Source organism: Streptomyces sp. NPDC029044 (assembly GCF_040637495.1).
GTDB lineage: Bacteria > Actinomycetota > Actinomycetes > Streptomycetales > Streptomycetaceae > Streptomyces.
Genome location: NZ_JBEZWN010000025.1, coordinates 72,084 through 97,303 on the forward strand (window position 1 = coordinate 72,084; position 25,220 = coordinate 97,303).

22 protein-coding genes and 1 pseudogene are annotated in these 25,220 nt (G+C 70.8%); 4 read left to right on the forward strand and 19 right to left on the reverse strand.

Going from position 1 to position 25,220, the window contains the following annotated elements; genetic code table 11:
* Positions 1-141: 141 nt before the first annotated feature.
* The 9 genes from AB0E85_RS21170 to AB0E85_RS21210 form a co-directional block, all read right to left on the reverse strand.
* Positions 142-1,884, reverse strand: a complete 1,743-nt coding sequence (locus AB0E85_RS21170) for a relaxase/mobilization nuclease domain-containing protein (protein ID WP_361929307.1) — start codon at positions 1,882-1,884, stop codon at positions 142-144.
* Positions 1,881-2,276, reverse strand: coding sequence for a plasmid mobilization relaxosome protein MobC (gene mobC, locus AB0E85_RS21175; RefSeq protein WP_361929309.1), 396 nt, complete (start codon positions 2,274-2,276; stop codon positions 1,881-1,883). Before mobC ends, AB0E85_RS21170 begins: the two co-directional genes overlap by 4 nt.
* Before the next feature lie 263 nt (positions 2,277-2,539).
* Positions 2,540-2,776 (reverse strand): hypothetical protein, encoded by a 237-nt coding sequence (locus tag AB0E85_RS21180; protein WP_361929312.1) that lies wholly within the window; start codon positions 2,774-2,776, stop codon positions 2,540-2,542.
* 85 nt (positions 2,777-2,861) lie between these two features.
* On the reverse strand, positions 2,862-3,053 hold the full coding sequence (locus tag AB0E85_RS21185) for a hypothetical protein (protein WP_057608355.1): 192 nt from the start codon (positions 3,051-3,053) through the stop codon (positions 2,862-2,864).
* Positions 3,050-4,645 (reverse strand): hypothetical protein, encoded by a 1,596-nt coding sequence (locus tag AB0E85_RS21190; protein WP_361929315.1) that lies wholly within the window; start codon positions 4,643-4,645, stop codon positions 3,050-3,052. The genes AB0E85_RS21185 and AB0E85_RS21190 overlap by 4 nt, the downstream gene beginning before the upstream one ends.
* Positions 4,642-5,283, reverse strand: coding sequence for a WhiB family transcriptional regulator (locus tag AB0E85_RS21195; protein WP_361929318.1), 642 nt, complete (start codon positions 5,281-5,283; stop codon positions 4,642-4,644). The genes AB0E85_RS21190 and AB0E85_RS21195 overlap by 4 nt, the downstream gene beginning before the upstream one ends.
* 156 nt (positions 5,284-5,439) lie before the next feature.
* Positions 5,440-6,156, reverse strand: coding sequence for a hypothetical protein (locus AB0E85_RS21200; RefSeq protein ID WP_361929321.1), 717 nt, complete (start codon positions 6,154-6,156; stop codon positions 5,440-5,442).
* A gap of 2 nt (positions 6,157-6,158) precedes the next feature.
* A complete protein-coding gene (locus AB0E85_RS21205; protein ID WP_361929324.1) occupies positions 6,159-7,049 on the reverse strand; it encodes a helix-turn-helix domain-containing protein in 891 nt (296 codons plus the stop codon).
* The gene (locus tag AB0E85_RS21210; RefSeq protein ID WP_361929326.1) at positions 7,046-7,192 is read right to left on the reverse strand and encodes a hypothetical protein; all 147 of its coding nucleotides are present in this window, start codon (positions 7,190-7,192) and stop codon (positions 7,046-7,048) included. The genes AB0E85_RS21205 and AB0E85_RS21210 overlap by 4 nt, the downstream gene beginning before the upstream one ends.
* A gap of 744 nt (positions 7,193-7,936) precedes the next feature.
* On the opposite strand from AB0E85_RS21210, the gene AB0E85_RS21215 reads away from it, so the two are divergent.
* From AB0E85_RS21215 to AB0E85_RS21230, 4 genes are all read left to right on the forward strand, one after another.
* Complete coding sequence (locus AB0E85_RS21215; RefSeq protein ID WP_361929329.1) at positions 7,937-8,368, forward strand: XRE family transcriptional regulator; 432 nt, start codon at positions 7,937-7,939, stop codon at positions 8,366-8,368.
* A gap of 70 nt (positions 8,369-8,438) precedes the next feature.
* Entirely contained in the window at positions 8,439-8,915 is a 477-nt protein-coding gene (locus tag AB0E85_RS21220) for a hypothetical protein (protein WP_361929332.1), read from the forward strand.
* Complete coding sequence (locus AB0E85_RS21225; protein ID WP_361929335.1) at positions 8,912-10,120, forward strand: MAB_1171c family putative transporter; 1,209 nt, start codon at positions 8,912-8,914, stop codon at positions 10,118-10,120. The genes AB0E85_RS21220 and AB0E85_RS21225 overlap by 4 nt, the downstream gene beginning before the upstream one ends.
* The gene (locus AB0E85_RS21230; protein WP_361929338.1) at positions 10,117-11,565 is read left to right on the forward strand and encodes an amidase family protein; all 1,449 of its coding nucleotides are present in this window, start codon (positions 10,117-10,119) and stop codon (positions 11,563-11,565) included. Before AB0E85_RS21225 ends, AB0E85_RS21230 begins: the two co-directional genes overlap by 4 nt.
* On the opposite strand, the gene AB0E85_RS21235 is transcribed toward AB0E85_RS21230, so the two are convergent.
* The 10 genes and pseudogenes from AB0E85_RS21235 to AB0E85_RS21280 all read right to left on the reverse strand — a co-directional run bounded on the left by AB0E85_RS21235 (position 11,543) and on the right by AB0E85_RS21280 (position 25,144).
* Positions 11,543-12,529 (reverse strand): AAA family ATPase, encoded by a 987-nt coding sequence (locus AB0E85_RS21235; protein WP_361929341.1) that lies wholly within the window; start codon positions 12,527-12,529, stop codon positions 11,543-11,545. The two genes, AB0E85_RS21230 and AB0E85_RS21235, sit on opposite strands and share 23 nt — an antisense overlap.
* 119 nt (positions 12,530-12,648) lie before the next feature.
* A complete protein-coding gene (locus tag AB0E85_RS21240) occupies positions 12,649-13,176 on the reverse strand; it encodes a M15 family metallopeptidase (RefSeq protein WP_361929365.1) in 528 nt (175 codons plus the stop codon).
* Between the two features lie 329 nt (positions 13,177-13,505).
* Positions 13,506-13,919 (reverse strand): annotated as a pseudogene (locus AB0E85_RS21245) (AAA family ATPase); the annotation flags it as partial.
* On the reverse strand, positions 13,916-15,409 hold the full coding sequence (locus tag AB0E85_RS21250; RefSeq protein ID WP_361929344.1) for an NUDIX domain-containing protein: 1,494 nt from the start codon (positions 15,407-15,409) through the stop codon (positions 13,916-13,918). The gene AB0E85_RS21250 and the pseudogene AB0E85_RS21245, both read right to left, overlap by 4 nt.
* Positions 15,410-15,466: 57 nt before the next feature.
* Complete coding sequence (locus tag AB0E85_RS21255) at positions 15,467-16,603, reverse strand: NUDIX hydrolase (RefSeq protein ID WP_361929347.1); 1,137 nt, start codon at positions 16,601-16,603, stop codon at positions 15,467-15,469.
* 61 nt (positions 16,604-16,664) lie between these two features.
* Positions 16,665-18,605, reverse strand: a complete 1,941-nt coding sequence (locus tag AB0E85_RS21260; RefSeq protein ID WP_361929349.1) for an ABC transporter ATP-binding protein — start codon at positions 18,603-18,605, stop codon at positions 16,665-16,667.
* Between the two features lie 233 nt (positions 18,606-18,838).
* Complete coding sequence (locus tag AB0E85_RS21265; protein ID WP_361929352.1) at positions 18,839-19,951, reverse strand: hypothetical protein; 1,113 nt, start codon at positions 19,949-19,951, stop codon at positions 18,839-18,841.
* Positions 19,952-19,955: 4 nt separating this feature from the next.
* Positions 19,956-22,001, reverse strand: a complete 2,046-nt coding sequence (gene fxlM / locus AB0E85_RS21270) for a methyltransferase, FxLD system (protein ID WP_361929354.1) — start codon at positions 21,999-22,001, stop codon at positions 19,956-19,958.
* A gap of 36 nt (positions 22,002-22,037) precedes the next feature.
* Complete coding sequence (locus AB0E85_RS21275; protein WP_361929357.1) at positions 22,038-23,108, reverse strand: lanthionine synthetase C family protein; 1,071 nt, start codon at positions 23,106-23,108, stop codon at positions 22,038-22,040.
* Positions 23,105-25,144 carry a lantibiotic dehydratase family protein gene (locus tag AB0E85_RS21280; protein ID WP_361929359.1) on the reverse strand — a complete coding sequence of 680 codons (2,040 nt, stop codon included), beginning with the start codon at positions 25,142-25,144 and terminating at the stop codon, positions 23,105-23,107. Before AB0E85_RS21280 ends, AB0E85_RS21275 begins: the two co-directional genes overlap by 4 nt.
* Positions 25,145-25,220 lie beyond the last annotated feature (76 nt).

Consider the following 25,220-nt stretch of genomic DNA (forward strand, 5'->3'; position numbering starts at 1 on the left):
CCCCTCCGGCGACGTCAGCAGGGGCACTCGCCTGCTCGGTAGCCCGGGTGACGAGTCGGCCATGATGCGTGTCTCGGTACGGCGCGGCGGTGTTGCCACGGCGGTGATGCCGGTGAGACCGCATACCGACATCTGGTGGTCTTACCGGGTGTAACGCGATGTCTCCTCTCCGCTGCGCCGCCTGCCGGGCGAGGCGGGCTTGGTGGTTGTCCCGCGCGTCGCGGACCGGTTCTCCGCAATGCTGGTTTCGGGAACGTACGAGGCATCGGCGGGCAGGTCTGCTGTCCGCCGCAGCCGCCACACGAGCACGTCGCTGACGGCGTCCGCGGTGCCGAGTTCCCGCCGAGCGGCAACGTCGGAGAGCAGAGCGGCCGGGTCGTGGCCGGCGGCTTCGGCTTCCGTGATGGTTGCGGCCAGGGCGTACCAGCCGGGTTCGGCGAGGATCTGCTCGGCCAGCTCCGGCAGTGTTTGGCGTAGCAACACCGTCTGCCGCTGGAGCATCGGCCGGCTCAGACGCCGGCCGCGCTGGTAGAGCACACCGAGCGGCTGGGCCGAGGCGGACCGGTAGGCGGCGCGCAGGTGCCCGGCTGCCCGGGCGGCGGCCTCTGCTTGCTGGGCGTGCCCCTTCCTGGCGTGCCAGTGCGCGGTGGCGGTGATCAGGAAGAACAGCATGTCGATCGCCATCGCCGTGGTGGCTCCGTCCTCACCGCGGCCGAGGGCCGGGCCGCCCTGGACGAGGTCGCGGGCGGCCTGTCGCAGGACTCGATCGTGCCCGCGTACGGCGCGGACGTGAGAGCGCGAGGCCCGTTCGAAAGCCGTTGCTGCGTCGCGCAGTTCGCGGCGGGTGTGAGCGGCAGACGCCTTCGCGAGGGCGTCCAGGACCTCGCCGACCGCGGCGATGTGGGCGGCAGCGACCCCGTCCTCGCCGTGCTCGACGACGAGCACGGCCTGCCACACGGCCGATGCCGTCCCGCGGCGCGCGGAGGCCGGACTGCCCGGCCCCGTACGAATCGCTTCCCCCCGCCGGGCCGCAGGCACATCCTGCGCATCACCGGACCAGCGCTCGCGGATGCGAGGCAAGGACAGGTCGGGAGCCAGGCGCGCGCCGGGGTAGAACACCGGCTCGCCGTCCTTGTTCAGGTCGTCGGGCAGGGCGACCTTGTATCCGAGCAGGTCACCGGACGGGGCCTCGCGCTTGCGGATCAGCAGGCCGGCGGTGGCGAGGCGGTCGAAGAACTCCTCTTCACTTCTGGCGCCGGCCACCGCTCGACGTACGCTCTCGCGCAGTTCTTCGCGCGCGGTGCGCTCGCGGCCCTGGCGCTGGGCCTTGTGGCGCTCGGCGCTGGTCGGGCGCCGCGCTGCGGTCCCATCCCCGGTGCTGAGCTGCTTGAGCCCGTACTCGGCCTCGATGAGGCGGGCTTCGGCCTGAGATCGCTTGGCGTCGTTGTTGAGCCGGGGGCGCCGGCCGTCCTCGCGGACAAGCGTGGCAATGATGTGGATGTGGTCGTCGGCGTGGCGCACGGCCGCCCAGCGGCATCCCGCCTCGTCGGCGGCCGGCGCGATGCCGGTCGCGGCGACCATGCGTCGGGCGATCTCGCCCCATTGCTCGTCGGAGAGAACCGGGTCATCCGGTGCGGCCCGGACCGAAAGGTGCCAGACGTGCTTCGCCGGGCGTCGCGACTCCGCGAGCGCCTGGACGGGCTGGTCCAGGAGCTGCTGCAGCTGTCGCTTCGTAGCTTGCGGATCGCGACCGGGATCGGGAGCGAAACTGTCCCAGGCCGCCACGAGATGCGGGTCGACATGCTCCTCGTGGGTCCCTTTGCCGTATAGGTAGTTGAGCAGGCCGAACGTGTTCGAGCCGCGTTTGTGGACGCGCGGGATCATCCGGTTCGCGTTTCGGTGTCGAGGTAGTGCTGGATGAAGGCGTCCACGCGCTGGGTGGCGCGCTGGACGGCGCCGAGTACGACTTCGGCGTACGGGACATCGGCACCAGAGTTGATGGCCTTGGCTACCTGGTTGACGTTGTTGCCGATGTGGCCGAGGTGCCGGCGCACAGCGAAGAGCTCGTTGTGGACTTCTCGTTGGGCGGCGATTTCCGCCGCCGTACGGTCGAGATCGTGGGCGGCTTTGAGAGCGGCGTGGGCGAGGAAACTGGCGACGCTCATGTTGCACACGGCGGCAGCACGGGAGAGGAGTTGGTACTCGTCGTCGTTCATGCGGCAGCTGGGCTGGCGCATGCGTTTGTTCTCGTCGCGCAGGCGCTCACGCTGCTGCACATGCGGCTTTGAAGGTCCGGTGTGCGTGCAGTGCGCACTATGGCAGGCGTGCTGGTCCTGCCCCTCAGGATGCGAGCCGCCCTCGGTCGCATCCTCACGGATCGGCGTCCCCCGGTGCCGATCCGCTCCCGCCACTCCAGGGGCGGGGGACGCAAGAGCATTGCTCCCCTCGGGAGCAATGCTCTTGCGATAACTTGCTCGCCCCGAGACCGAGTTGGAGTCGGGATTAGGTTCCGGGGTGGTGCCGTTCTTGCGTGCGTTCGTCATCGGGATTCGGGCCTCGTGGAGCGGGTGCGCTGCTGGATGGTTGCGGCCAGCGAGAGGACATCGGCTGGGCTGGCAAGGACGCCGACCGGTCCGTCGGGGCGGTCCTGGACGAGCCACTGCCCGGTCGGCGTGAGGACGACGGCGTGTAGGAGTTGCTGGCGGACCAGGACGTCCGCCCAGGCATCGGCCTCGGCGACGGTGGGCTCGGAAGAACGAGGGGGACGCGGGGTCACGGCGTACCTCCTAAGCGGGGCGGTGGCCCGACACGGAGCCGGGCCACGTTTGCGGGTACGGGCTTTGAACTGGGGTTTTGCCAGTTCAGCCGCACTCGGGGCAGCGCCCGACGTGGCTGTTGAGCGCGCGAGCCATCCGCTGTTTCGCCGAGGCAGCTTGCTTCGCACTGGACTTCGCCGCCGGCCTGCCCGCGTGCCGCTCGGAGTGAGCGAGCATGAACCCGATCTCTCGCTCGTACTCCGCGCGGACGGTGTCGAACTGGTGGCAGGTCTTCATCGGGCGGTGCTCCTCGTCGTCGTGATGTCCTGGTTCCGCAGCTCCTGGAGGACGAGGCCGAGTCGGTCGTTACCGACACCCGTCAGGCCCTGGCGGCGGATGATTTCGCGCAGCTGCACCCGGGTGATCGCTCCGTTGCCGTCCCGTTCGAGCAGGGCGGGAACATGGGGGCGCACTTCGTGGACAAGCTGGCGCTCGGACTCGCCCAGCTCGCGTGCCGGGCGCTCCGTCTGCGGAGAGCGGGACCGGGCACGGTTGTCCTTGTTCTTCGTCCGGGACTTCCTGGCCGGCTTCCGGCGGAGTGGGACCTTGTGTCCTCGGTCCTGGGTGGTCTCGGTCCCGGACTCGGTGGCGGTCGGTCCTCGGTCCTCGGCGCTCTCGGTCCCCGACTTCGCGAGGCTCGGTCCCCGATGAGAATCTGGGTCCTGAGCTGCTACCTCTCGCGCGTTGCGGTCGGTCCTCGTGGCCGCTGTGTCCCGCGCTGCGGCTTCTGGATCGGCGGGACCGGTCCCCGGGACCGCGCCGTCTTCAGGGGGCCTGGTCCCCGCGGTCGTTCCCGTTTCGTCGCCCTTGGTCCCCGCGCCGACCTTGGCTTCAGGGTCCGCCTCGTCGGGGACCGGTCCCCGAGGAGTCCTCGGTCCTCGGTCCGGGACCGGCTCGTCGGAACCGTCGGGACCGGGGACGGGGACCGGCACATTCGATCTCGGTTGTGCGGGGACCGTGGCCGCTGGTGCGCTGCTGTGCGCCGGGGACCAGGGAGAAGGGAGCGGCACCGTGGCGAGCGCGAGCGCGTGTCGCCGGGCGGCGAGCTGGTCGAGCAGCTGTGCTCGCTGGAGGGGGTCGGTGCCGACCGAAGCCCTGCCGACCGCCTTCGACAGGCGTCGGGTCAGCCGCCGGCCTCGACGGTTCCGCTGCTGCTCGGGTGTGCGCTCGGCGAGGCGGGCGGCGAGGGTGACCGCACGGGCGGTGGCCCGGTCCCGGGTGATCTGTGCGGCGTCGCGGTCTCGCGCAGCGATGCCGAGGCGAGACAGGAGACGCTCGCGTGCCTCCCGGCCCAGGATGGCGATCAGTCCTTTTGAGGCGGCACCGGGTGTGCGCAGGCGCAGTTCGATCCCCATGGCCAGGTGCCACAGCATCGCCGCCATGACTGGTCCGACGAAGGCGCGGACCGTGCCGCCGATGGGGCCGCTCTCTGCGTACGCGGGGATCACCTGCACCGTGGTGATCACCCAGACCAGCGTGCCCGGCAGGCCGGGGGCGCCCTGGACGGCGAGGTTCTGCCGCGCCATCAGTGCGGTGGCGAACAGGGCGAGTTCGGCGGCGGCGAACATGCCGGCGCGCTCGGCGGCGCCGGCCATGTCGAGGTAGTCGGCCGCGAACCGCCACGAGGTGTCGGCGCTGTAGGCGGTGCAGCCGAGGGCGGCGACAGCGGCGACCTTGACCGCCGGGCCGCCGAGACGCTTCTGCGAGCGAGAGCCCCGGCGCCGGATGGTCCAGGCAGTCAGCACGAGCGCGAGGGTGGCGGGCACGACGGCGGCGAGGAGGAGAGGGAGGTCCGAAGTAGCACCGAAGGCGAGGACGGGGTGGGTCATGCTGCCTTTCCGAGAGGGGCGTGCGTCGGGGGCGACGCTGCCGGGCGGCCTGCCGGCTGCTGCGTGACGGGAGCTGCGGACGCGGGGGTGCCCTTGGTCTTGGAGGTCTTCTTCCGCTTCTTCTTGGGGCGGGGCACGCCGTAGTTACGGTCGCGGTCGAGGACCTTGTTGGCGGCTTGCCGGAGCAGGTCTCGGGCGTGCTTGTGGCTGATCTGCAGGGCGGCGGCGAGCCGGTCGGGCTGCCAGCCCCGGACGTAGGCGTGGTCGATGACGACCTGCCGCTCGGCCTCGGTCAGGTGCACGGCGCGTCCCTGGAAGAAGGCGGTCACGCGCCGGTAGTCCAGGCGCTGGTGCAGTCCGTCGTGCAGCGGGCGCCGCTCGGCTTCGGTGAGGCCGCCCCAGACGCCCTCCTTGAGGACGTTCTCCAGGGCGAAGTCCAGGCACTCGCGGCGTACGGGGCACCAGCCGCACAGCTCCTTCGCCTCTGCGATCTCCTCGTGGTCCCGGGGCCCGGGGAAGAACACGGCGTCGGCGTCTTCGACGTCCATGCCGTGGCACGCTGCGCGGGCGTGCCAGCTGGTGTCTGCGATGCCGCGCAGGCCGGTGGCCGGCGCGTCGTGGGTGGTGATGTGGCGCAAGGCGGGTCTCCGATGTGCTGCCGCGGCGGCCGGCTAGGGCGGTGCTCGGCGGGGGCGGCGTCGGGTGCTGGCTGCGCGCAGGGCGTGCGTCGCAGCCGATGCGGGACGTGTCGGGTGGCGGTGCAGCGGACGGGGTGCACGCGCCGGGTGCGCCGGTCAGGCCAGGGCGGGCTGCTGGGCCTGCTCGGTGTGCTGGGCCTGCCGGGCGGTGGCGAGGTTGAGGCGGCCGGGGTGCGGGGTGGCGCGCGGGGCGGTTCCGCGGGCTCCGCCGTCGGGGCCGATCCTTCGGCGGCGGCATGGTTCGCCGGGCTGGGCCAGGCACCACTCGCACCGCACGCTCAGGGCATCGGGCAGTCCCTGCGCGACAGCGGCCTCACGGGCTGCGCGGGCGGGTCGGTAGGGCGCGAGGGCTGCTCGGGCGGCGGGCGGTATGCAGGAGCCGATCTCCCGCAGCCGCGCCTCCAGCTTCGGGTCGACTCCGTCGCGACCGTTGGTGATTGCTCGGGCCTGCGCGGGCTGGGCGGTGCCGGCGGCGACGGCACGGCGGGTGCCGGCCAGCTCTGCGGTCCAGGCGGCCTGGTCGTCCGGGTCGACGGACGGCGTGGGATCGGAGTGCCTCGCCAGGCGGTCGCGCCGGTAGCTCTCCCAGGGGCGGGCCACGTCCGCGGGCAGGATCTGGTACGGCGAGGTGCGGATGTGCTGGCGGGCGGCGACGCGGACGTCCCAGCCGTGCGGGGTGGCCATCGGCACGTCGCCGAGCAGCTCGTGCCACTGGGCGAGCTGGTCGCGCGCCTCGCCTTGGTCGGTGCGGATGGTGCGGGGGTCGAGTCGGCCGATGTAGGCCAGCAGGGCTGCGATTTCGCGGCGGTCCACGCTCAGCCCTCCGTTCCGGTCGGCTCGTCGAGGGCGGCAAGCAGGGCGGCGGTGTGGGCCTCCGTCCGCGTCATGCCCCCCGGTACGGCGGTGTTCTTGCCAGGCACGGCGTAGAGGTTCGGTCGGCTGGGAGCGTGCTCCCGGGCGACCCAGGAGCGCCAGTCGGCAGCCCAGGCTTCCGCCGCCCTCGGAGCATGGCCCGCCCGGTGTGCACGCCACTTCGCGTCGGCGGCCCGCAGGCCCTGCTCGCCGAGGCGATCGAGGTGTCCCTGCTGGCGGGCCCAGGTGTGGGTGGCGGAGTCGACCTGCCACTCGGCAGCCGGGAGGACGGCAGCACCACTACTGCTGTACCTCCGGTTCAAATCAGGTTCACTACGGTTCTGTGTGCCGGTAGCCGGTACATCGCTGTGCCGGTGGCCGGTACGTCGCTGTGCCGGTTTCCGCCTCGACCTGCCGGTTTCCGGTACCTGCGGATTTCGGACCCTCGCGGGGGATTCCGGCACCTCACGCGGGCGGATTCCGTACCGCCGCAGAGCCGAGAGCCGAAGCTTCGCAGGGCCAGCGGGCTCATCTGCCGCCGCCGTGTCGCTGTCCTCCTGCTCCTGCTGGGGCTGGGCGACCGCTTCGGCGGCGAGAGGCATCCGGTAGACCGTGCTGCGCTGCGGGCCGACGAGGTCATCGAGCAGTTCCAGCTCGCCGGCCAGGAGCAGGCGCTCGACGGCTTCGCGCACCGTGGAGACCGAGGCGCGGGTGCGCTTGGCCAGGCTGGACAGCGAGGCCCAGGAGATGCACTGCTCGTCGGCCACCCGGTCGGCGATCGACAGCAGGACCAGGCGCGCGGCCCCTCGGCTGGAGCTGTGCTCCCACACCCACTCGCGGGCTTCGCTGCTCATCGGCCGCTCCAGACGAGCGGGCGGGTCCGGCGGCTCGCCGGGGCCAGGGTGGTGCGGTCCGGCTCGGGGCGCTGAGGCGCCGAGGTGGTGGTGGCTGCCGCGCAGGCCAGGCGGAAGGGCCTTTTGCGCAGGGCAGGAGGCATGCGATACTCCCCTTTGCAGTGTTGCCACGCTGACGCGCCCCTCGGAAGGACTCAGCGTGTTGATGGTGGGCAATCTCCGCCCTTGCCGGGGCGGGTATGCCGCTTAGCGTTCGGCGTCCGCGAGTTACCGCTCTCGGGCGCCGTCGCTGTTTGCGGACCTTCGCGGTCCGGTCTGTGCTCGCGGTCTCCTCACGCTCGTCGCCGCAGGCGGGCTGCCCGGGGACGACGAACATACGCACGGACCGGTGTCAAGATCCAGACTTGGTTCTTAAACTCTGTACTGGTTGCAGAGAGTCGCCGAACCGTCGTGTGCCGCAGCCGTACCCACAGTGCCTGGCGGGGTCCGTCCTCGCATCGAAGCGCACCGTTGCCGCGGTTGCCCCGTACGTCGAGAGCGTGCCATTGTGTCCGAATTGGAGCGGGAGTCTGGTATCCCCCGCAGCGGAAATGCGATGTGGATGAGGTGTTTCCACGGTCGCCTCCGCGCTTTCCGATCGAAGATAAATACGGCCTGCCAGACGTGACTTATGTCGCTGGGTGAATGTGGCTTGCGCCACGTCGCCCGGCGTACTCCTGTCGGCAGAAACGGACAGGTCGACCTGAAACAGGCGGTACGCGCCACACGGAACGTGCTGGTGGGGAAGAACTTTCCATACGTGTGATCGGCGCGTCAAACTGGTGTTTATGGCGGGGTAGGGTGGCTGCAGTTGCGAGGAAGCCCGCCCTGGAAAGGATCATGAAAGAGTGGCCGAAGGTCAGGTGAGCCCCAAGGGGCTCATGGATCGCCTAAACCGCCTGTTCGACACTGTGCACCCGCCCGATCGCGGCCCTTACAGCAACGCTGAAGTGGCCGAACTGATGGAGAAGCGAGGGCTGGGCAAGCTGTCGGGGCAGTACCTGTGGCTCTTGCGGACCGGGCAGCGCGATAACCCGACGAAGCGTCATCTCGAAGCGCTCGCAGGGTTCTTCGGCGTGGATCCCGCCTATTGGTTCGACGATGCTGTCGCCGAAAAGACCGTGCAGGAAATTGAGTTGCTTGCGCTGCTTCGCGACGCGAAGATCAAGAACGTCCTTCTTCGTCTATCCGACGTCTCCGCAGACGGAAAGGATGCCGTCCTGGGGATCGTTGAGAGCGTGCGTAAATCCGAGGGGTTGCCGCCCTCAACTGGCGCTTAAACGGCTGCAGTTCAGTAAATGATCAAGGAAAGCAATGTGGTCTGCACGTAGGCTGCGCCGGCCTGACCTCTTGGCCGAGTTGAAGCTCCCGCACGTCACCAATATCCGCGACCTCAGCGACGAGGTCTCTCGCCGCACGGGACGGACGGTGGTCCTAGAGCCCCGGGAGCAGGCGCCCTCGGTGTGCGGGGCATGTGCCGTTACAGAGAGTGCCGTCCACGTTTTCTACGACCCGTGGACCAGCGTCCTGCACCAGGACCACATCATCGCCCACGAGTTCAGCCACCTACTCCTCGGCCACCACGAGAACCGACCGGTCTCCGCGCTGGCTCCGGCGTTCATCACCAGCGTGGACCCGGCCACCGTGCAGATGATGCTGGGGCGCACCAAGTACGACGAGGACGAGGAGCGAGACACCGAACTCCTCGCATCGCTGCTCCAGCGCCGGATCATCGACTGGTGGTTGCGCAGCGATGAGTCGTCCGGGGACGAAGTGCAGGATCGGGTGACGCACACGCTGCTGCGCCGACGGGAGGCCCGGCCGTGAAGGACCTGCTCCACCCGATCAGCCTCGTCGTCGCGACACTCGGCTTCCTCTGCCTCCTGCGGGACGTGCCCACCCGGCGCCGCGACCCCGCCTCCGCCGCGCTGGCCGCTGTCTTCCTGCTGTCAGGGCTCTCGTTCCTGTTCTCCATCACGCCGATGTGGAACTACCTCGACCGCGCGCTCGGCACCGTCAACATCTCCGTGCCCCTCGCCCAGGGCTGCGTGGTCGCCCTCCTGGCCTGCCAACAGGTGGTCCTCACCTACTGGGGAACCCCGCCCGAGGTAGCCCGCCGGCGCAGTCACCGCTGGCTCTGGGCCGGCTTCGCGGTGATCGCCGGGCTGCTGGTGCTGTTCGCCCTGCTGACGCCCAACGCGCCGCACCCGATCGACTTCACGCTCTACTACGCGCACGACGACTGGTACGCCGCGTACCTCACCCTGTACGTCACGGCCTACACCATCGGCGAGGTCTTCCTCGCCCGCGCCTGCTGGCGCCTGGCCCGCCGCAGCACTCGCGGGTCCGTCCGCGTCGGCCTGCGCATCGTCGCCCTCGGCGCGACCATCACCCTCGGATACAGCGCCGTCCGCATCGGCAACGTGATCGCCGGCGCCTTCAACACCTCCCTCACAGAATGGGAGGGCTTCGCCTGGGCCTGCGGCGATGTCGGCGCCATTCTCACGCTGATCGGCTGGCTCGTGCCCACCATCAGCGACCAGGCCCAGAGCGTCCGGTACCGGATCAAGCAGTACCGCAGCTACTACGGCCTGCGCCCCCTGTGGCTGGCCTTCTACAGGGAGGCACCCGAGATCGAGTTGCCGATCGACAGGGTCGACCCGGCCCAGAGGCGCCACTTCCGCCGCATCTCGATCCGGCTCTACCGCCGAGCAGTCGAGATCCGGGACGGCCGGTTCGTGATCCGCCAGTACCTCGATGCAGCCGTCCGCGAGGCCAGCGAAGCCCGTCACCGGGCTCGAGGGCTTCACGGAAAGGATCTGTCCGCGGCCGTCACGGCGGACCAGATCCTCGCCGGAATCGCCGCCCGCGCTGAAGGCACCCGGCTGGCGCCCGACCAGCTCACCGAGTTCGCCGACTCTGAACGCCAGACCAGCGGGCCCATGGACGACATCGACGCTCTACTCGACGTCGCGCGCCACCTGCCCCGCCAGCCCGCACGATCCCCCCACCTTGAGCGAGTCTCCGCATGACGACCGACCTCACCCACCAGCCCGCCCACGTCCAGCTCCAGGCCCTGGACCGCGGCGAGATCTCCAGCCGCGAACTGCTCGACCTGCACCTCGCCCAGATAGACGCCAGCCAGATCAACGCCGTCGTCACGCGCGACGACAGCGCGGCCCGAGCCGCAGCGCACGCAGCCGACGAACGCCGCGCCCGCAGCGAGAGCACCGGCGTTCTCAACGGCCTTCCCCTCACGATCAAGGACAGCTTCGAGACGGCCGGCCTGCGCACTACCAGCGGCGCCGAAGACCTCGCCGACCACGTCCCCACACGCGACGCCGACGCGGTCGCCCGGCTCCGCCACCAAGGCGCCGTCATCATGGGCAAGACCAACACCCCGGCGTACTGCCAGGACCTGCACACCGACAACGTCCTGTTCGGCCCCACGCTCAACCCGCACGACCCCAAGCACACCACCGGCGGCTCCTCCGGAGGCCCCGCCGCAGCAGTCGCCGCCCACCTGACCCCCGCCGACCTCGGCAGCGACCTCGCCGGCTCCCTGCGGCTCCCCGCCCACTACTGCGGCGTCTACGGCCTGCGCCCCACTCATGGACTCGTCCCAGCCCGCGGCCACATCCCCCGCCCGCCGGGATGGATCACCAGCAGCGACATGGTCACCCCCGGCCCCCTGGCCCGCCACCCCCGCGACCTCAACCTGCTCCTCGCCGCACTGACGACACCGTCACCCGACGAAAACAACCCCTGGAGCGTCACGCTGCCCACGGCGCGGCGCCAGACCGGCCAGCTCCGCGTGGCGGTTTGGGCCGACGACGCGAGCTGCCCCGTCGACCGCAACATCGCCGATGCTGTCGCCGCCCTCGAAGGGACACTCGCCTCCGCCGGCGCCAGTGTCCACCGCACCGCGGGGCCGGTCGGCTTCGCCAAATCCCTCCGCCTCTTCGAACAGCTCCTCCACGCCACCACGACGGCCGCCACCGACGATGCCGCCGGCGCGGCCGAACTCGCCGCCGCCCGTGACCTGCATACGGACGACGCGAGCCCACGGGCCGCCATCCTCCGCCACCGCACGCAGACACACCGCGCCTGGCTCCGCGCCAACGAGGAGCGCCTCCGGCTCCAGCAGACGTGGCACCGGTTCTTCGCCGACGGTCAGTACGACGTCCTCATTACGCCCGCCGCTCCCACCGCGGCGATCCCGGCCGGGAGCCGTTCTCTCACGGTCGACGGCGTCGAACGGAGCTTCTTCGACCAGACCGGCTGGGCCAACCTCACCAGCCACGTCGGTCTGCCCAGCCTGGTAATGCCTATTGCGCACGGCGCCGACGGCCTCCCGATCGGTGTGCAGCTCGTAGGACCGGCCTATTCGGACCGGACCCTGCTCGTGATGGCCGAGCACCTGGCGCCCCTGCTCGGAGGGACGGCCGAGGGCGTCATCGCACCACGGAGCGGATGACCTCTACGTCACCGTTGTAGGTGACTGCGTCTTCATCGGCGATAGGCGGTTCGAACCGAGCGAAGAAGTCGTCCAAGGCTTCGGGAGTGACAGTCAAGACATTGGCGTCTCGACGCTGGTTGCGTGCGGCGAGGCGCCGCAGGATGGCCTCCTTGGACGCTGGCAGGTAGACGAGCAGTGGGCGTCCTCCCACGGCCCGGACGGTCTTCTTCCACTCTTCGCGATCGGAACGACGCCAGAGGCCGTGGTCGAGGACGATGGACCGGCCGGCGCGCAGCAGCTCCGTAAGCTGCGCCCGTACGGTCTCGACCGCGGGTGCTTCGCGCTCGAAATATTCGTGCTCGGGGTAGTCGACGCCGTACCGGCCGTTGAGGCGGTGAACCTCCTCGTCAACGCTGAGACGGACAACGCCCCTCGCGGAGAGGGCCTGTGCAAGGTGCGTCTTGCCGGAGCCGGTAATCCCGATGAGCAGGACGGCGGTCGACTCGCTCACGATGTCGTGCTCCCTCGTGGTGCTCGTACCGGTGGGGTCGTTGGGGCTTACCCCTGGCTCTAGCGGCAGTGTGGAACAGACGGGCCGGACTGCCACCACGAGCGCATAGGGGCGGCTCCGCTGCCCTTGGCGAGGGATCCGTCCGGGTGGTGGTCGGGCAGGGGGCGGCCCGTCCGGGTCGATGTGCACGGTGTCCTCCGAGCTGAGCAGATCCTCGAAGGAGTGGTACGGGGTGATCCGCTTAACGACGACGTCGAGTTCCCGCCCGGTGTCCCGGTCGTTGAAGACGACCGCGTCACCGACTGCGACGGCGCGCTTCTGCGGGGTGGCCACCCTCACTTCGATCGTCTTGCGGCCTGCTTCCACTAGGCGGTAGTACCGCCCGAGCAGGTGCATGTGGTGCTCTTGTGGTTCACCTCCGATCGCCGGACTCGGGACGGCTGGGATCGCCTGCTGCGTGTCGTCAGGCACACGTGCCTCCGTTCGATGCGTTCCGTCCGTCGCGCCAACCGGGCCAGGGTCCGGTGGCCGCGCTCCTGTGTTTCCGGATCGGCGTGGGTGGCGATGAAGTGGACGAGGATGCCAGCGCGCTAGGGCAGTTCGATCGGTCCGTAGCGCGCGTGCGGCTCCTGCCGCATCAGCGCGTCGTACCGGTCCGCTACCGAGAAGTGCCAGAACTCGGTTCGATAGTTCGTAAAACCTGCGTTCTCCATGGCGTTGAGCAGCAGCATGCGGTGGTGGCGCGCACGATCGCTGACGTTCGTGGCGTGAGTGAAGCAGGCACCGTCGCTCTCCTCGGGGGAGGCATTGACGCGGGTGCCGAGGTCGAGTTCGTGACTGTCCTGGTCGGCGAGGGTTACGTCCACGGCCGCGCCCGCGGAGTGGGGCGCGATCTCCGGTGGTGACACGTACCGGCTGGCGGCCTGGCACAGCTGCTCAGCTGTCCAGCCGCGGTGAGCAGCGGCCAGCTCGTCCCGGTACTCGGTGAAGTAGCGCTGCTGTAGAGCCAGCGGCCGGTAGCCCTCGATGAACAGCAGGTCGGTGCCAGCGGGCAGGAGCGAGCGGGCGTGCTCCAGCCGGGCCAGGACGCCCTCGCGGACGTGGGCGAACGCGCCCAGCGGATCTTGCGCTTGCGGGGATCGACGCGGAAGCTGTGGTCACGCACGTCGACGAGCGGCTCCCCGCACTCGCGCACCGGGATCGCGGCGACCTGCGGATCGGACATCAACACCAGACTGCTCATCGAGTCTCCCTGCGACGGCTTGCACTGCGGCGGCGGGATTGGGGAGGCAGAGGCCAGGTCGCTTTCGCGCAGGATTCGCGCGATGGTGTCCTGCAGCGTGCTGTCGGCCGGGATCACGGTCTCCAGACCGCCGGGCAGCAGATCCAGCTCGCGGTACCAGGAGGCGAGGTGGCTGTCGGTGACTTGCGCCAAGTACGCGGCATCCGCCTTCGACGCGTGTCGGACAAACGTCGATTCCAGCGGCACGTCCAGGTAGTAACAGCAGGAGACGCCGCGGTGGTCCCGTACCAGAGACGTGATCATCTGGCTGTAGCGATCGGCGTACAAGATCCCCTCAAGCACCACGTGAAAGCCGGCGTTCAGTGCTTCGCGTGCGACCCGGCCCAGCAGGGCGATGCTGGCGCCGCGCGCGGTGTCGTGTTCCCTGAGCACGTTCCGGCGGATCACGTCCTGGCCCACGATCGCGATACCGCGGCCGTAGTGATCTCGCAGGCCCTGGGCCACGCGTGACTTGCCTGACGCCGAGTTGCCGCGGATCACCACCAGACGGGTGTTCTCACGGCCGGCCGCAGTTGCAGTGGGCACACGACGGTGTGCGCCGCTCGGGGTGCCGGTCATGCGGGCCAGCCCGTCTCGCTGTACAGGTCCCCGTTCTGGATCTTCGCGATGGCTTGGCGGGTATAGGAAACGAGGTTGTCGGGCAGCGCGGCCGGGTCCCAGAACTTCCACTGGGTGCACTTGTCCGGCTCACGCAGTTCCGGCTCGCCGCTCCAGGTGCGAGCGCGGAAGAACAGGCCCATGCGGGGCCGGTCCCCGGCCTTGTCGATGTGATGGATGACGTGGACGAGTTCGACGTGCTGGCGCTCGATGTGCAGGCCGGCTTCCTCCCGTGCCTCCCTGATCAGGCAGGTGATGGCGTTCTCCTGCTCGCAGTGGCCGGCCAGGGCGTGCCAGGTGGAGGGCGCGAACGCGGAGTCGGGGTGGCGCAGCCCGAGCAACACCGTCCCGTCGGGGCGCTCCAGGTAGAGGTGGACGCCGATGACGTTGAGGACCGTGCCGTGTGGGGAGGCTGGGCGACGCTCCTCGTGCGACGAGAGCCCGTTCTGCGACGCAGTGCTGGGAGCGCTGGCCGGGAGGCTGGCGGCGTGGCGCCGTACGAGGTCGCTGGTGGTGTCTGCGATGCGCAGGCGGTGGAGGTCGTCGGGGGCGAACCAGGCCAGCATCACCCCTTCCGTCAGGCTGAGTTCGCGGGGGTCGCCGTTCCAGCGGCCGGCGTAGATGGCGATGGGCACGCTCGCACCGGCGTCGTCGGAGGCGTACTCGGTGCCGAATGGTGTCAGGTCGGCGATGTGGAGACCGGTTTCCTCGGCCAGTTCGCGCCGGACGGTGTGTTCCAGGGTGGCGTCCTGGGGCTCTCGGCCGCCGCCCAGCAGTGACCACATGCCCGGCTCCCAGATCCGGCCGGGGAAGTAGTCGCGCAGGTGGAGCAGGTACTCGCCGCGGTCGTTGTAGATCAGGGCGGAGGCGTTGGCCCTCTCCGGTTCGGTCTCCGGCGTGAGCTTGAGCAGCTTCTCGCGCAGGGAGGGGGAGGACACCCGGTCCACGGGCCGCCACTCGATGCCGCCGACCTCTTCTTCCTGCAGCACCACCGGCGCCTCGGCCGCGGTGTGCAGGCTGAAGAGGAACCGGAAGTCGAAGTGCTGGTGGCCGGGTTCGCCTTTGCCCGGGTGGGCCTCGATGTCGTGGATGTCGATGTCGAACGGCACAGATTCGTAGCCGGGCCACGGTGCCACGGCCTGCGGCGGGATGCCGGTCTCCTCGTGCAGCTCGCGAAGCGCCGCTGCTGCCAGGGACTCATCCTCGGGCTCGGGGTGTCCACCGGGGGCGAGGACCTTCCCGCTCGCCAGGTGCAGCACGTGAAGGACGCGGCCGAGCGGGTCGACGACGATCGCGCCGCAGGTGACGTGGCCGGTGAAGGTGGAGCGGCTGGCGATGTCAGTGGGACGGTCGAGGGCGGCCAGGAGTCCGTCGAGCTGGTCGCGTTCGTGAGGGTGGCGGGCGAGGTAGGTCTCGACGGTGGTGCGGATGTGGTCGTGCGACAACGGCATGGGGTTACCTCAAAGGGGCGTGGAGCGGGACGTGTTGAGGCGGGGTGCTCGTTCGGGTCAGGTCAGCCGCATCCCTTCCGACGGGATCTCCTCGATGGCGGCGGGGCGAGCGGTGGGCAGGCCCCACCGCTCTCGTGCCGTCTCCGCCGCGAGCTGGGCTTGCCGCGCGCCGGGCGGGCCCCAGCCCAGCAGGGCGGCTGCCTGGGCGGGGGTGGCGAGCAGGCGGGCGAAGGGGTTGCCGGTGGCGGGGTCGACGGCCGCCGGCCCGATGGCGGTGACCCGGGCGGCCAGGCGGAGCCGGGCGTTGGCCCCCAGGCCGCCGTAGACCTCGCCGGTCTCGTCCAGCACCCAGCCCAGTCGCATCGGATCGGTCAGGGTGAGCTGGGCTTCCTCGGCGGCTTCGCGGTGCAAGGTGTCCTCGGGCGTCGCGTCGGTCTTCTCCACGGTGCCGCCGGGCAGCATCGGCAGCGCGCCCCGCGGGCCGGGGTTGGCCACGAGGACGACCCGGCCGTCGGGGACGAAGCACCACGCCCAGGCTTGCTGTACGGGTAGCCGCTCGGGGACGGGGCCGCGGTGGAGAGGGCTGTCCCACAAGGGCCGGTAGCGGACGTGGACGTCATGGCGGTCCAGCGCCGGGACGTCGTGGATGTGCCGGCCGTCGGCGAGGTGAGCGGTGGCGGTGTTCCCGAGCCGGGCACGGTAGGCGGCGAGCATGATCTGCCTGTCCACGGGGCGCAGCCGCTGCACCGCGTCCCGGGTCTCCAGGAAGGCGTACTCGGACAGCTCCTCGCGCGGCAGGCGGATCGCCTCCACCTGGTCGGGGCGGAGAGTTCCCCCGTCGAAGACGAACCGGACCTCGCCGGGGCATGCCGTGGCGGGCTGGAGGTCGGCGTGGTCCGGGGAGAAGGAGTGGACGGCGAGCACGGCCGACAGGGGCAGATCCAGGCCCAGTTCCTCGGTGATCTCGCGCCGGCAGGTGACGTGCGGGTGTTCGCCGGCTTCGACGACGCCTCCGGGCAGCAGCCACAAGTCGTCCTCGCGGTAGGTGGGGTGCACCAGCAGGATCCGGCCGACCTCGTCGGTGATGATCGCCGCGGCGCCGAGCCACGCCGCATGCCTGGATGCGGCGTACTGCGCAGCGGGCAGAGCGGCACGCGGTGAGACGTGATCCGAAGGGGAGACGGGAGAGGTCACGTATCTCTGCCTTCCGAGAAGGTGGACGGGGGAGTGGGCAGCGCTGAACGGCGAGGGGTGATCAGGGGGTGTCGCCGCTCATCCGGCGCTGCAGCTCCCACAGGGTCCGGAAGAGACCTGGCTCCCGGGTGAGCTGGGCGTAGGTGCCCTCCTGGACGATCTGCCCTTCGTCCAGGACCACGATCCGGTCGGCGACGGCCACGTTGGTGAGCCGGTGCGTGATCAGCAGGATGGCGCGGTCCTTGGCCAGTTCACGCAGGCCAGCGAAGATCCGGTGCTCCGCGCGGGCGTCGAGGGCGGCGGTGGGTTCATCCATCACCAGCAGCGCCGCCTGCCGGTGGAACGCGCGGGTGAGGACCAGGCGCTGCCACTGCCCGCCGGAGAGCTGCTGTCCGCCGAACCACTCGCTGGTCAGCAGGGTGTTCAGGCCGGAGCGCAGGCCCGGCAGCATCTCGGCGGCGCCGGACGCCTCGCATGCGGCGAGCAGGGCCGCGTCGCTGGTGTCGCCCTGCCCGAACGTGATGTTGTCGCGCATCGTCAGCGGCAGGTACGTGAACTTCTGCGGTACCAGCGCGACGTGCTCCCACGACCCCCACGGGTCCAGGTCCGCGGTGGAGGCGTGGTCCCAGGCCACGTCGCCCTCGGTGGGCAGCAGCAGCCCGCACAGCAGGCGCGAGAGGGTCGTTTTGCCGGAGCCGTTCTCCCCGACCAGCGCCACGGTCTCCCCGCGCCGCACGTGCAGGGAGACGTTGCTCAGGCTGTCCTTCGGGGCGCCGTCGTAGCGGTAGGTGGCGTCGCGGACCTCGAAACGCTCCGGGGCCGCGGTCAGGGGCGCGGTGCCGCGCGAGTCGGTCATGGCCTGGCCGTGGGCGTTGTCGAGGAAGTTCTGCCAGTCCTGCACGTACCAGCCAGTGCGCACCAGGCGGGCCCCGCCGTTGATGATGCCGCGCACCGAGCCGGTGGCGGTCTGGAGGGCGAAGACGGCGCCGCCGCCGGCCGCCAGGCTCATCCGGCCGGAGGCCAGGAGCCACAGCAGCGCCGCCCACACTGCGGTCGAGGCGATCCCGCCGGCCACTGCTCCGGCCAGCCCCATCCAGGCACCGGTGCTGGCGGCCTTGCGTTCGGCCGCGTTGACCGAGGCGGCCAGCTTCCGGTACCGGCCGATCAGGAAGGGGCCGGCCAGGCAGGCGCGCATCTCCTCGCTCGACTCCTGGTAGGCCATGTGCCAGCGCAGTTTGCCCAGCATCCGGCGCCGCCCGGAGGTCTCCAGCGCGGCGAGGTAGAGCACGCGGGCGGAGCGCACGTAGGCGGCGGCCTGCGGCAGGCAGGCGAGGAAGAGAAGGGGAAGGAGCAGGGGGTGCAGGACGGTCAGGACGGTGGCGCCGGCCGCGAGCGTGGCGGTCGCCGCGAGGACGTCTTGTGCTTCTTCGACGAGGTCGGGGGTGACCTGGGCGCCGCGGTCGGCGATGTCGTAGGCGTCGTTGTAGCCGGGCTTGTTGTTGGCTGCCAGTTCCGCGCCGAGTGCGGCCTCGATCATCGTCAGCTCCGCTGCCCGGCCGAGCACCGGGCGCAGACGGCCGGTCAGCCAGACGACGGTGATGCCCAGCAGCGCGCGCAGGCCGGTGGCGGCGGCGATCACGGCCAGCTGCGGGGCGGCGTCTTGCAGTCGCTCGGTGATGTCGCCCGAGGGGATCAGCGCGGTGATCGTGCCCGTGACGGCGAGGAGGCCGAGGGCCGCGAGGACGCCGGTCCCGATCTGGCATACCAGCAGGCCGATGGTCGCGCCGCGGTCCACGCGCCAGGCCATCTGCACCGAGCGCCGCACGAGCGAGGGCAGGCGCCGCGCCATGGTGCGGGAGGTCAGCAGAGATCCGGCCTGGAGCCGTGACTCGTCGCGGTAGAGGTATTCCTCCTCTCGAACACCGGCTCCCTGCGGTTCGTCCTCCGGTGCGGTCCCCTTTGGCGGTTGCGGCGGCTGATCCTGTGTAATGGCCGAGGTCATCGTTCCCCCTAGGACGGTCGCTGCAGCAGAGTCGTGAGGTCTAACGACACGGCTGCGATATCGAACACACGTCATTCGGTCGTGCTGGGGAGCCCGCTATTTCCTGCCTCAGGGAACCCCGCGGGCGCGGGAACCCTGGTCTGGCTTGGAGCGGCTGGAGGCAGGAAATGGCCGAAACGCCGACACTGCCAAACAGCGAGGGAAGTACGGCGGGCCATCCCGGTCGTCCCCTCCTAGCCGGGATCTGGTTCGGGCTGCAGCAGCCTTTCCAGCTCTGTCTCGGCGTGGCTGACCGCGCCCGTCAGAGCCTCATGGTGGTGGGCGGACAGGAGGCCGGATCCCAGTCCGGCCGCGGCGATCACCGCGTTGAGCGCGTCTGTCGCCCCGTCGTCCAGGGCAGATGCGGCGACGGGGTGGTGCAGTGCGTGTCGTGCGGCGTAGGCGTCGAGTCGGGCGACGCTGACGAGGGAGTCGAATACACGGGCGGCATGTCGTCCGCTGCGGTCCAGTTCCAGGGCTGACAGGCCCGTCCGGGTCTGGAAGGCGGCGGTCGGCAGATCGGGGTGGGCAAGAAGCTGGACGGCTGCGTCGAGGGTGCGGTCGAGGTCGGGTTCAGGGACGGGGGCGTCTGCGGGCCGGCAGTGGGCGTGCAGGAGGAGGGCGATGGCTCTCTCCCAAGGCTCCGTGGGCTGGGTGGTGTCGATCAGGTCGCGGGCCTGCTGGTCCAGGCCCTGCTCCATCAGGGCCATGATCTTGATCTGACGGCCGTCGAGGAGCCGGTTGCCAATGCCCCGATGTTGGGCCATGGCGTCGGCCGCGTCGGTCCACCGTCCGATTTGGGCGAGAGCGCGGGCGCCGTCCACGAGCAGGGTGACCCACAGCTCCTGGCACACCGTGCGGTGGTCCTCGTCCGTGCCGGTCAGAGCAGACAGGTCGACGGTGCGGCCGTCGATGTCGGTCTTGTTCCGGTGCCGGGCAGCGTCGTTGAGGCAGACCAACAAGCTGTAGGCAGTCTCGCCGTGGCCGGCTCGCGTCAGAAGCCGGGCGAGGTTGACGAGCGGCATCAGCGACATGACCGCGACCCGTCCGCTGAGGCGTCCGGCGTTGGCGAAGACCTGGTGCTGGCGCCAGCACAGGTCCTCGGCTAGATCGGGCAGGCCGACGTCGGAGGCGATGAGCGCGGCGTAGTTGAGGACCCCGCAGGCGCGGGCCACCAGGTCGTGGTGGCTCGCACCTGCGGGCGCGACGGTCAGCCCGGTGAGGTGGCTGATGCGCTCTTCCAAGGGGAGCGCGGGCGCCTTGGTGCGGCGGACCAGGGGGATGTGGCTGGCTATCGCGGGGATCACCGGCTCAGCCCTTGCGCGCCCAGTCGACGACCAGTCGGCTGTAGGGCTTGTCGACGACGAAGCGGTCGTCGTCTGCTGTCAGCCGGTCACGCGAGTCCGCGACGGCCATCCGGAAGCCCGGTGCGGGGGCGTCGTTGCCGCCACTCGCGTCCCAGGCACGGATCGCACTCACGACGCGCTCGGCGAGGCCAGCGCCACCCCCGCCGTGGCCGATCACGCCGACCTCCCAGTACCGGCCCTGCTCGTCCTCGCCCTCGCGAATGGTCAGGTACGCCAGCGATCCGCCGTCGAGGGCTGCCATGGAGCCCCACCCGAAGTGCGGGGTGAACCCGGGGCGCTGGCCCGGCAGCCGGGACAGGCCGTTGGGCAGCACACAGGCCAGGTACAGGTACAGCCACTCCCACGCCGAACCCTGCCGGAACTTCACCCCGGTGTAGATCTTGGCCGGCTGCTCGTCGAGGACGGAGCGCAGAGCCTCGCGGTCGACGTCCTGCTCGCTGAACGTCTCCAGGCGCACGTTGCCCTCGCCCGCCATCGGCACCAGCGTGTACACGTCGTCGCAGACGCCCTTGCGCAGCGGGATGAAGGTGGCCATCTCGCAGGAGACGGTCTTCCACATGTCGCCGTCGCGTTCGAAGGCGAAGGAGCGGGAGATGCTGCCGCGGATGCGCATCGGCAGGACCAGGCGCCCGCCAGGGGCGAGCTGGTCAAGGATCTTCACGGGGACGTCGCCGGCGCCGACGGTGAAGATGATCCGGTCGTAGGGGGCGTGCTCGGGCAGCCCGGCCGCGCCGTCAGCCATCACCGCGGTGGCATTGTCGACACCGGCCTCGGCGAGGTGCTTGCTCGCGCCGACGACGAGGTCCTTATCGACGTCGAGGGTCCACACCTGCCCGCCGGGCGAGACGATCTTGCCGAGGAGGGCGGCGTTGTAGCCGGTGGCGGCTCCGGCTTCCAGGACCTTGTGACCGCGCTGGGCGCCGAGCTGTTCGAGCTGGGTGGCGACGATGGACGGCGCGGAGATGCAGGAGATCATCTCCCCGTCTTCGTCGTGCTTGATCGGGACCGCGTCCTCCTTGTACGCGCTCTCCAGGTCGACGCCGGGCAGGAAGGCGTGCCGGTCGGTGCTACGGAAGGCGGCGATGGCCGCCTGGCTGCTCAGGTGGCCGCTGTCGACGAGCCGCTGGGCGAGGGCTTCGCGCAACTGGTTGGGGCCGGTTACGGGTGTCACGGTGGTCTCCATCCGAGGGAGGCTAGGGTCCGCGGAGGCGGACTTGCGGGTAGACACGTCAGCTCCTTCTCCGGTGGAGAAGGCGACGTGACGGCCGAGCCACGCGGTGGCGGCCTGCGCGTCGGCAGGTACGCCTGTGCGGTTGAACGCGAAGATCGCGTGATGGGCGATGACGCCCCGGATTCCGCGTATGAGTCGGCCGTCGGCGGCGAGTCGGCGCAGGCGTCGGCCGGCGTCCTCGAACGCGGCGACGCGCTCGCCCCACCCCGCTTCCGCGTCGGGGCGCAGGGCGGCGTCCGCGTTCATCAGCCGCCGCATCGCGGAGACGGCTTTCTCCAGCGCGAGCCCCTGGGGCGGGGTAACGGGGGGCCGCAGGGCAGCCCACCGGGCGTACACGTCTCCGGCTTCGAAGGGGTCCAGCCCGGCCCCGCGGATCATGGCGGACAGCAGCATCACGCTGCGCTCGCGGGCGCCGGGGGTGCCAGTCTCGGCGAGCGCGGCCGGGCTGTCGGCGCAGAACACGTCGTGCGCGACCTCCATGCCCTCGGGGCCGCCGAAGGCATGGGTCTCCGGCTCGTAGATCCCGCCCGTCCAGCCGGTGATCGCGCGGTCGGCGAGGAGCTGGTCCAGCAAGTCGCTGGCGGGCTGTTCGGTGCGCAGACGCACGCCGGCGTCCTTGCGCAGGAAGTGGAAGCGGCGCCCGGACAGGGCGGTCGCCAGGGCCCGGGCGGCGTCCGCGTGCTGGTCGGGGAAGGCCACAGAGGCGTGCCACCAGGACGTGTCCAGGGGGATCAGCAGGTTCTCGTCGTCAAAGGTCATAGGCAGAAAACTCCTTGCGAGGCGGCGGGGAGAGGGTCAGGTGAGCAGGAGGACGCGGGTCCATCCGGTGCTGTCGGTGGCGTGCAGGGCGAGTTGGGCTCCGGCGCGGCCTTCCATGAATCCGGGTTTGGGCAGGCGCTCCCAGTCGGCGGCCAGACGCCGGTGCAGGTCCTGAATGATCGGGGTGAAGCGTGAGGGTGCGGGGCTGTCGGCGGCGACCGCGCGGGTGAGGGTCAGCAGGCCGGCCCAGCCGTGGCACAGGGTCGAGTCGGTGATTCGGGCGAGCCGCAGCGGGTCGGTCAGGATGGCCTCGACGATGTCCTCGGCCGCTTGGCGCCGGGCGGGGTCGCCGAGGGCGAGCGCGGCGAGCTGCTGGGCGCGGGCGATGCCCGGCTGGCCGTAGCACCAGGACGGGCGGGCCGGTTCCGCCTTGGGAGGCTGGTCTGCCTCCAGGTGTGCTGGGGTGGACCAGTAGTGGGCGCCGTGCCGGTCGAGCCAGGTCGCGAACGTGCCGACCGCCTCCACTTGTCCGGGGACGCTGACTCCGGCGCGCAGGGCGAGGGAAAGCACAGCCAGAGGCCCCGCGATGCCGTGAGCCATGCCGTTGTTGCCGTGACCGCCGGCCATCGTCTTCCCGTCGGGGCCGACCAGTGACCACCACCCAGGCAGGATCCGGCCTTCACCACAGGCGCGGTGTGCGAGCGCGACGAGGCAGGCAAGCACGTCGGGCAGCCGGGGCGCGATCGGGCGGCGGGACAGCAGCAGTGCGGCGAGCCCGGTCAGGCCGCGGATGAGGTCCCACTCGGCGAGGTGGGGCAGCGTGCCGGCCGCCTGACGGCGGTGGGCGGCGGCGAGCCGGGCGTCCACGACGCGGTCGACGGCCGCACGGACGTCGTCGCTGGCCCCGTGGGCGCGGGCCAGGACGAACTCCAGGGCGGGGGCGCCGTGGAAGAGGCTGGCATTGCTGCCAGTGCTCACCCCTCGGACGGTGGCCTGGGCGAGGTGGCGGCGAGCGGTGGACAGGTCACGCCGCTCGATGTCGAGCAGGGCCATCCCAAGGGCGCCCTCGGACAGGTCCTGCATGCGGGGCACGGTCGTCGTGGTCATGAGCGCCTGGCCAGGGGGACAACGATGCTGTGGGCCCGGCCGCCGATCCACCTGTCGGCGTCCAGCGGGGGAGCATCATGCAGGGTGGCGATCCTGAAGGGGCTGGCGTCCAGGTGTGCGCGCAGGAGGTCCAGATCGACGTCGCGGGTGAGGTCGAGGGGCAGCTGCTGGTCGTCCTCGGCGAGCAGTACCCGCTCCGGCACCCGGAACCGGGCCCGCCAGGCGTGGAGTTGGTCCGCCCACTGCTGGAGCGTGGCGGTGCGAGCGGGCAGGGTGCGGCTGCGGATCTTCCACCGTGCGGCGGTGAGGATGGTGCGCCGGTAGGTGAGGGCCGGCGTGAAGGGCAGGGTCCAAGCGGCGCCCCAGTCGAACCAGGTCACCTGCGGAGACGCAGCCCGGCTGATCTCGCCGAGGAAGCGGGCCATCGGCGGGGTGTAGTTGTTCCACAGGAAGTTGATGGCGGTGGGGGCCAGCAGCTCCAGCGGCTTGCCCGTCGCGGACTCCACCAGCTTGGGGCGGCCGTCGGCGACGGTGACCGCGAGGTCGCGGGGGAAGAGGACGTGCGGGGCGGGGCGGCGGAATTCGCCGACACTGACGATCCGGGGCAGCGCCTGTGGCGCGCGGGTGAGCAGGTCGGCCGGCACCCGTCCGGCGTGGAAGGAGAGCTGCGCGAGTTCCGCCTTCGGATCGACGGTGGGCAGGTTCGTGTACGCCGCCTCGGTGCCGGGGAACAGATGCCAGAACCGGCCAGTCATCGATCCGGCCGAGCGGGAGACGGTCAGCACGCGCAGCCGGAAGTCGCCCCGGTCCAAGGCCGGAACAGAGGTGGCGTGGACCTGTGCGGCCAGTTCGAGGTGGGGCGCCAGGTCGTGAGGTTTGTCGCCGGCCGCTGCTTCCAGTTCCTCGATCATCGCTTCGGTCACCGCGACGGTGCGGTTGCCTTCGGCGGCGGCGGTGCCGGCCAGCTCCAGCAGCAGGCGGTCACGCCGGGACATCGGCCGGGGCGGTTCGCTCGCCGTGACGAACCCTGCAGGGAAGCCCAGGCCCCGGTCGTGATCCGTGGCCACGCCGACCGGCACCGTGGTGTACTCGCCGTAGCGCTCGGAGAACTGCTCGATCCACCGTCGCCAGGTCGGTGTTCCGGTCGGATGGGTGACCAGGCGGGCCAGGATGGTCGCCGCGGTCTCCACTTCGGTCAGCACCTGCTCGGGCAGCCGCACGTCGGCGTCCAGCCGCAGGTCGCACGTATCCCGCAGGCCGGCTGCCTGAGTGCGCGCCGCGGGCGGTAAGACGTCGGTGGGGTCGGCAACGGTGGCGGGTGCGCGCAGCGAGGAGCGCAGAAGCCGCACCCGCAGCAGTTCACCGAGAAGCCGGTCGCGCGCGGTGCAGCTCACATCGGGGAACTCCGCAGCCAGCTTGTCGGACAACTGGCGGTACCCGATCGGCGATCGGGCCAGGTCGAGGACGAGACGCAGTGCGGGGCTGAGGGCGAGGCGGAACTCGGAGTCGCCCTCGGAGGGGACGTGGATGTGTTTGTCACGCTGTCGGATCAGGGTGTTGACGCAAACCTCGGCGTCGGCCATGCGGGCGGTGTCGCTCTCCCAGGCGCTGAGCATCTCCTCGAGCCCGGCCGGCTCAGGGCGCGTCACAGCCTGGTGCTCGTCGCCGATGCGGACAAACGTGGTCTGGTCGAAGCCGAGCGGGGCGACGCCGGCGAACAGGCCGAAGGGGGTGGAGCGGCGGGCGTAGCGGATCGCGTAGCGGGCGGTGGCCAGCGCCGCCCGGCGCATCCGGCGTACCTTCGGCGTGCGGCCGTTGACGATGGCGTGCACTTGGTCCGCCAGGTGAGGGCTCGCCTGCGACACGGTCCGGCGGAAGTCGCTGTCGGACCACACCGTGCTCAGCCACGCGCGCCACTCTTCCACGGGCGCCGTGGTCGCCGGCCAGGGCGGCATGGCGGGCTCGGTCGTGTGTACCGCGGCGCGCAGCATGGCCTGTCCCGCGCCCTCGTACAGGCTGGGCCGTTGCCGTGTCATCTGGGCTCTCCTCATCTTCTGCGGGGCGGGCGGGGCGGGGGGGGCGGGGGGGGGGCCCGGCGGCCCCCCCGCCCCC

What these genes read in the sequence shown, in the direction of transcription:
- AB0E85_RS21205 (WP_361929324.1), bottom strand. Translation starts at nt 7,049, where the DNA reads ATGAGCAGCGAAGCCCGCGAGTGGGTGTGGGAGCACAGCTCCAGCCGA.
- AB0E85_RS21275 (WP_361929357.1), bottom strand. Translation starts at nt 23,108, where the DNA reads ATGACCACGACGACCGTGCCCCGCATGCAGGACCTGTCCGAGGGCGCC.
- AB0E85_RS21280 (WP_361929359.1), bottom strand. Translation starts at nt 25,144, where the DNA reads ATGACACGGCAACGGCCCAGCCTGTACGAGGGCGCGGGACAGGCCATG.
- AB0E85_RS21170 (WP_361929307.1), bottom strand. Translation starts at nt 1,884, where the DNA reads ATGATCCCGCGCGTCCACAAACGCGGCTCGAACACGTTCGGCCTGCTC.
- AB0E85_RS21210 (WP_361929326.1), bottom strand. Translation starts at nt 7,192, where the DNA reads ATGCCTCCTGCCCTGCGCAAAAGGCCCTTCCGCCTGGCCTGCGCGGCA.
- AB0E85_RS21190 (WP_361929315.1), bottom strand. Translation starts at nt 4,645, where the DNA reads ATGACCCACCCCGTCCTCGCCTTCGGTGCTACTTCGGACCTCCCTCTC.
- fxlM (WP_361929354.1), bottom strand. Translation starts at nt 22,001, where the DNA reads ATGACCTTTGACGACGAGAACCTGCTGATCCCCCTGGACACGTCCTGG.
- AB0E85_RS21250 (WP_361929344.1), bottom strand. Translation starts at nt 15,409, where the DNA reads ATGCCGTTGTCGCACGACCACATCCGCACCACCGTCGAGACCTACCTC.
- AB0E85_RS21185 (WP_057608355.1), bottom strand. Translation starts at nt 3,053, where the DNA reads ATGAAGACCTGCCACCAGTTCGACACCGTCCGCGCGGAGTACGAGCGA.
- AB0E85_RS21230 (WP_361929338.1), top strand. Translation starts at nt 10,117, where the DNA reads ATGACGACCGACCTCACCCACCAGCCCGCCCACGTCCAGCTCCAGGCC.
- AB0E85_RS21260 (WP_361929349.1), bottom strand. Translation starts at nt 18,605, where the DNA reads ATGACCTCGGCCATTACACAGGATCAGCCGCCGCAACCGCCAAAGGGG.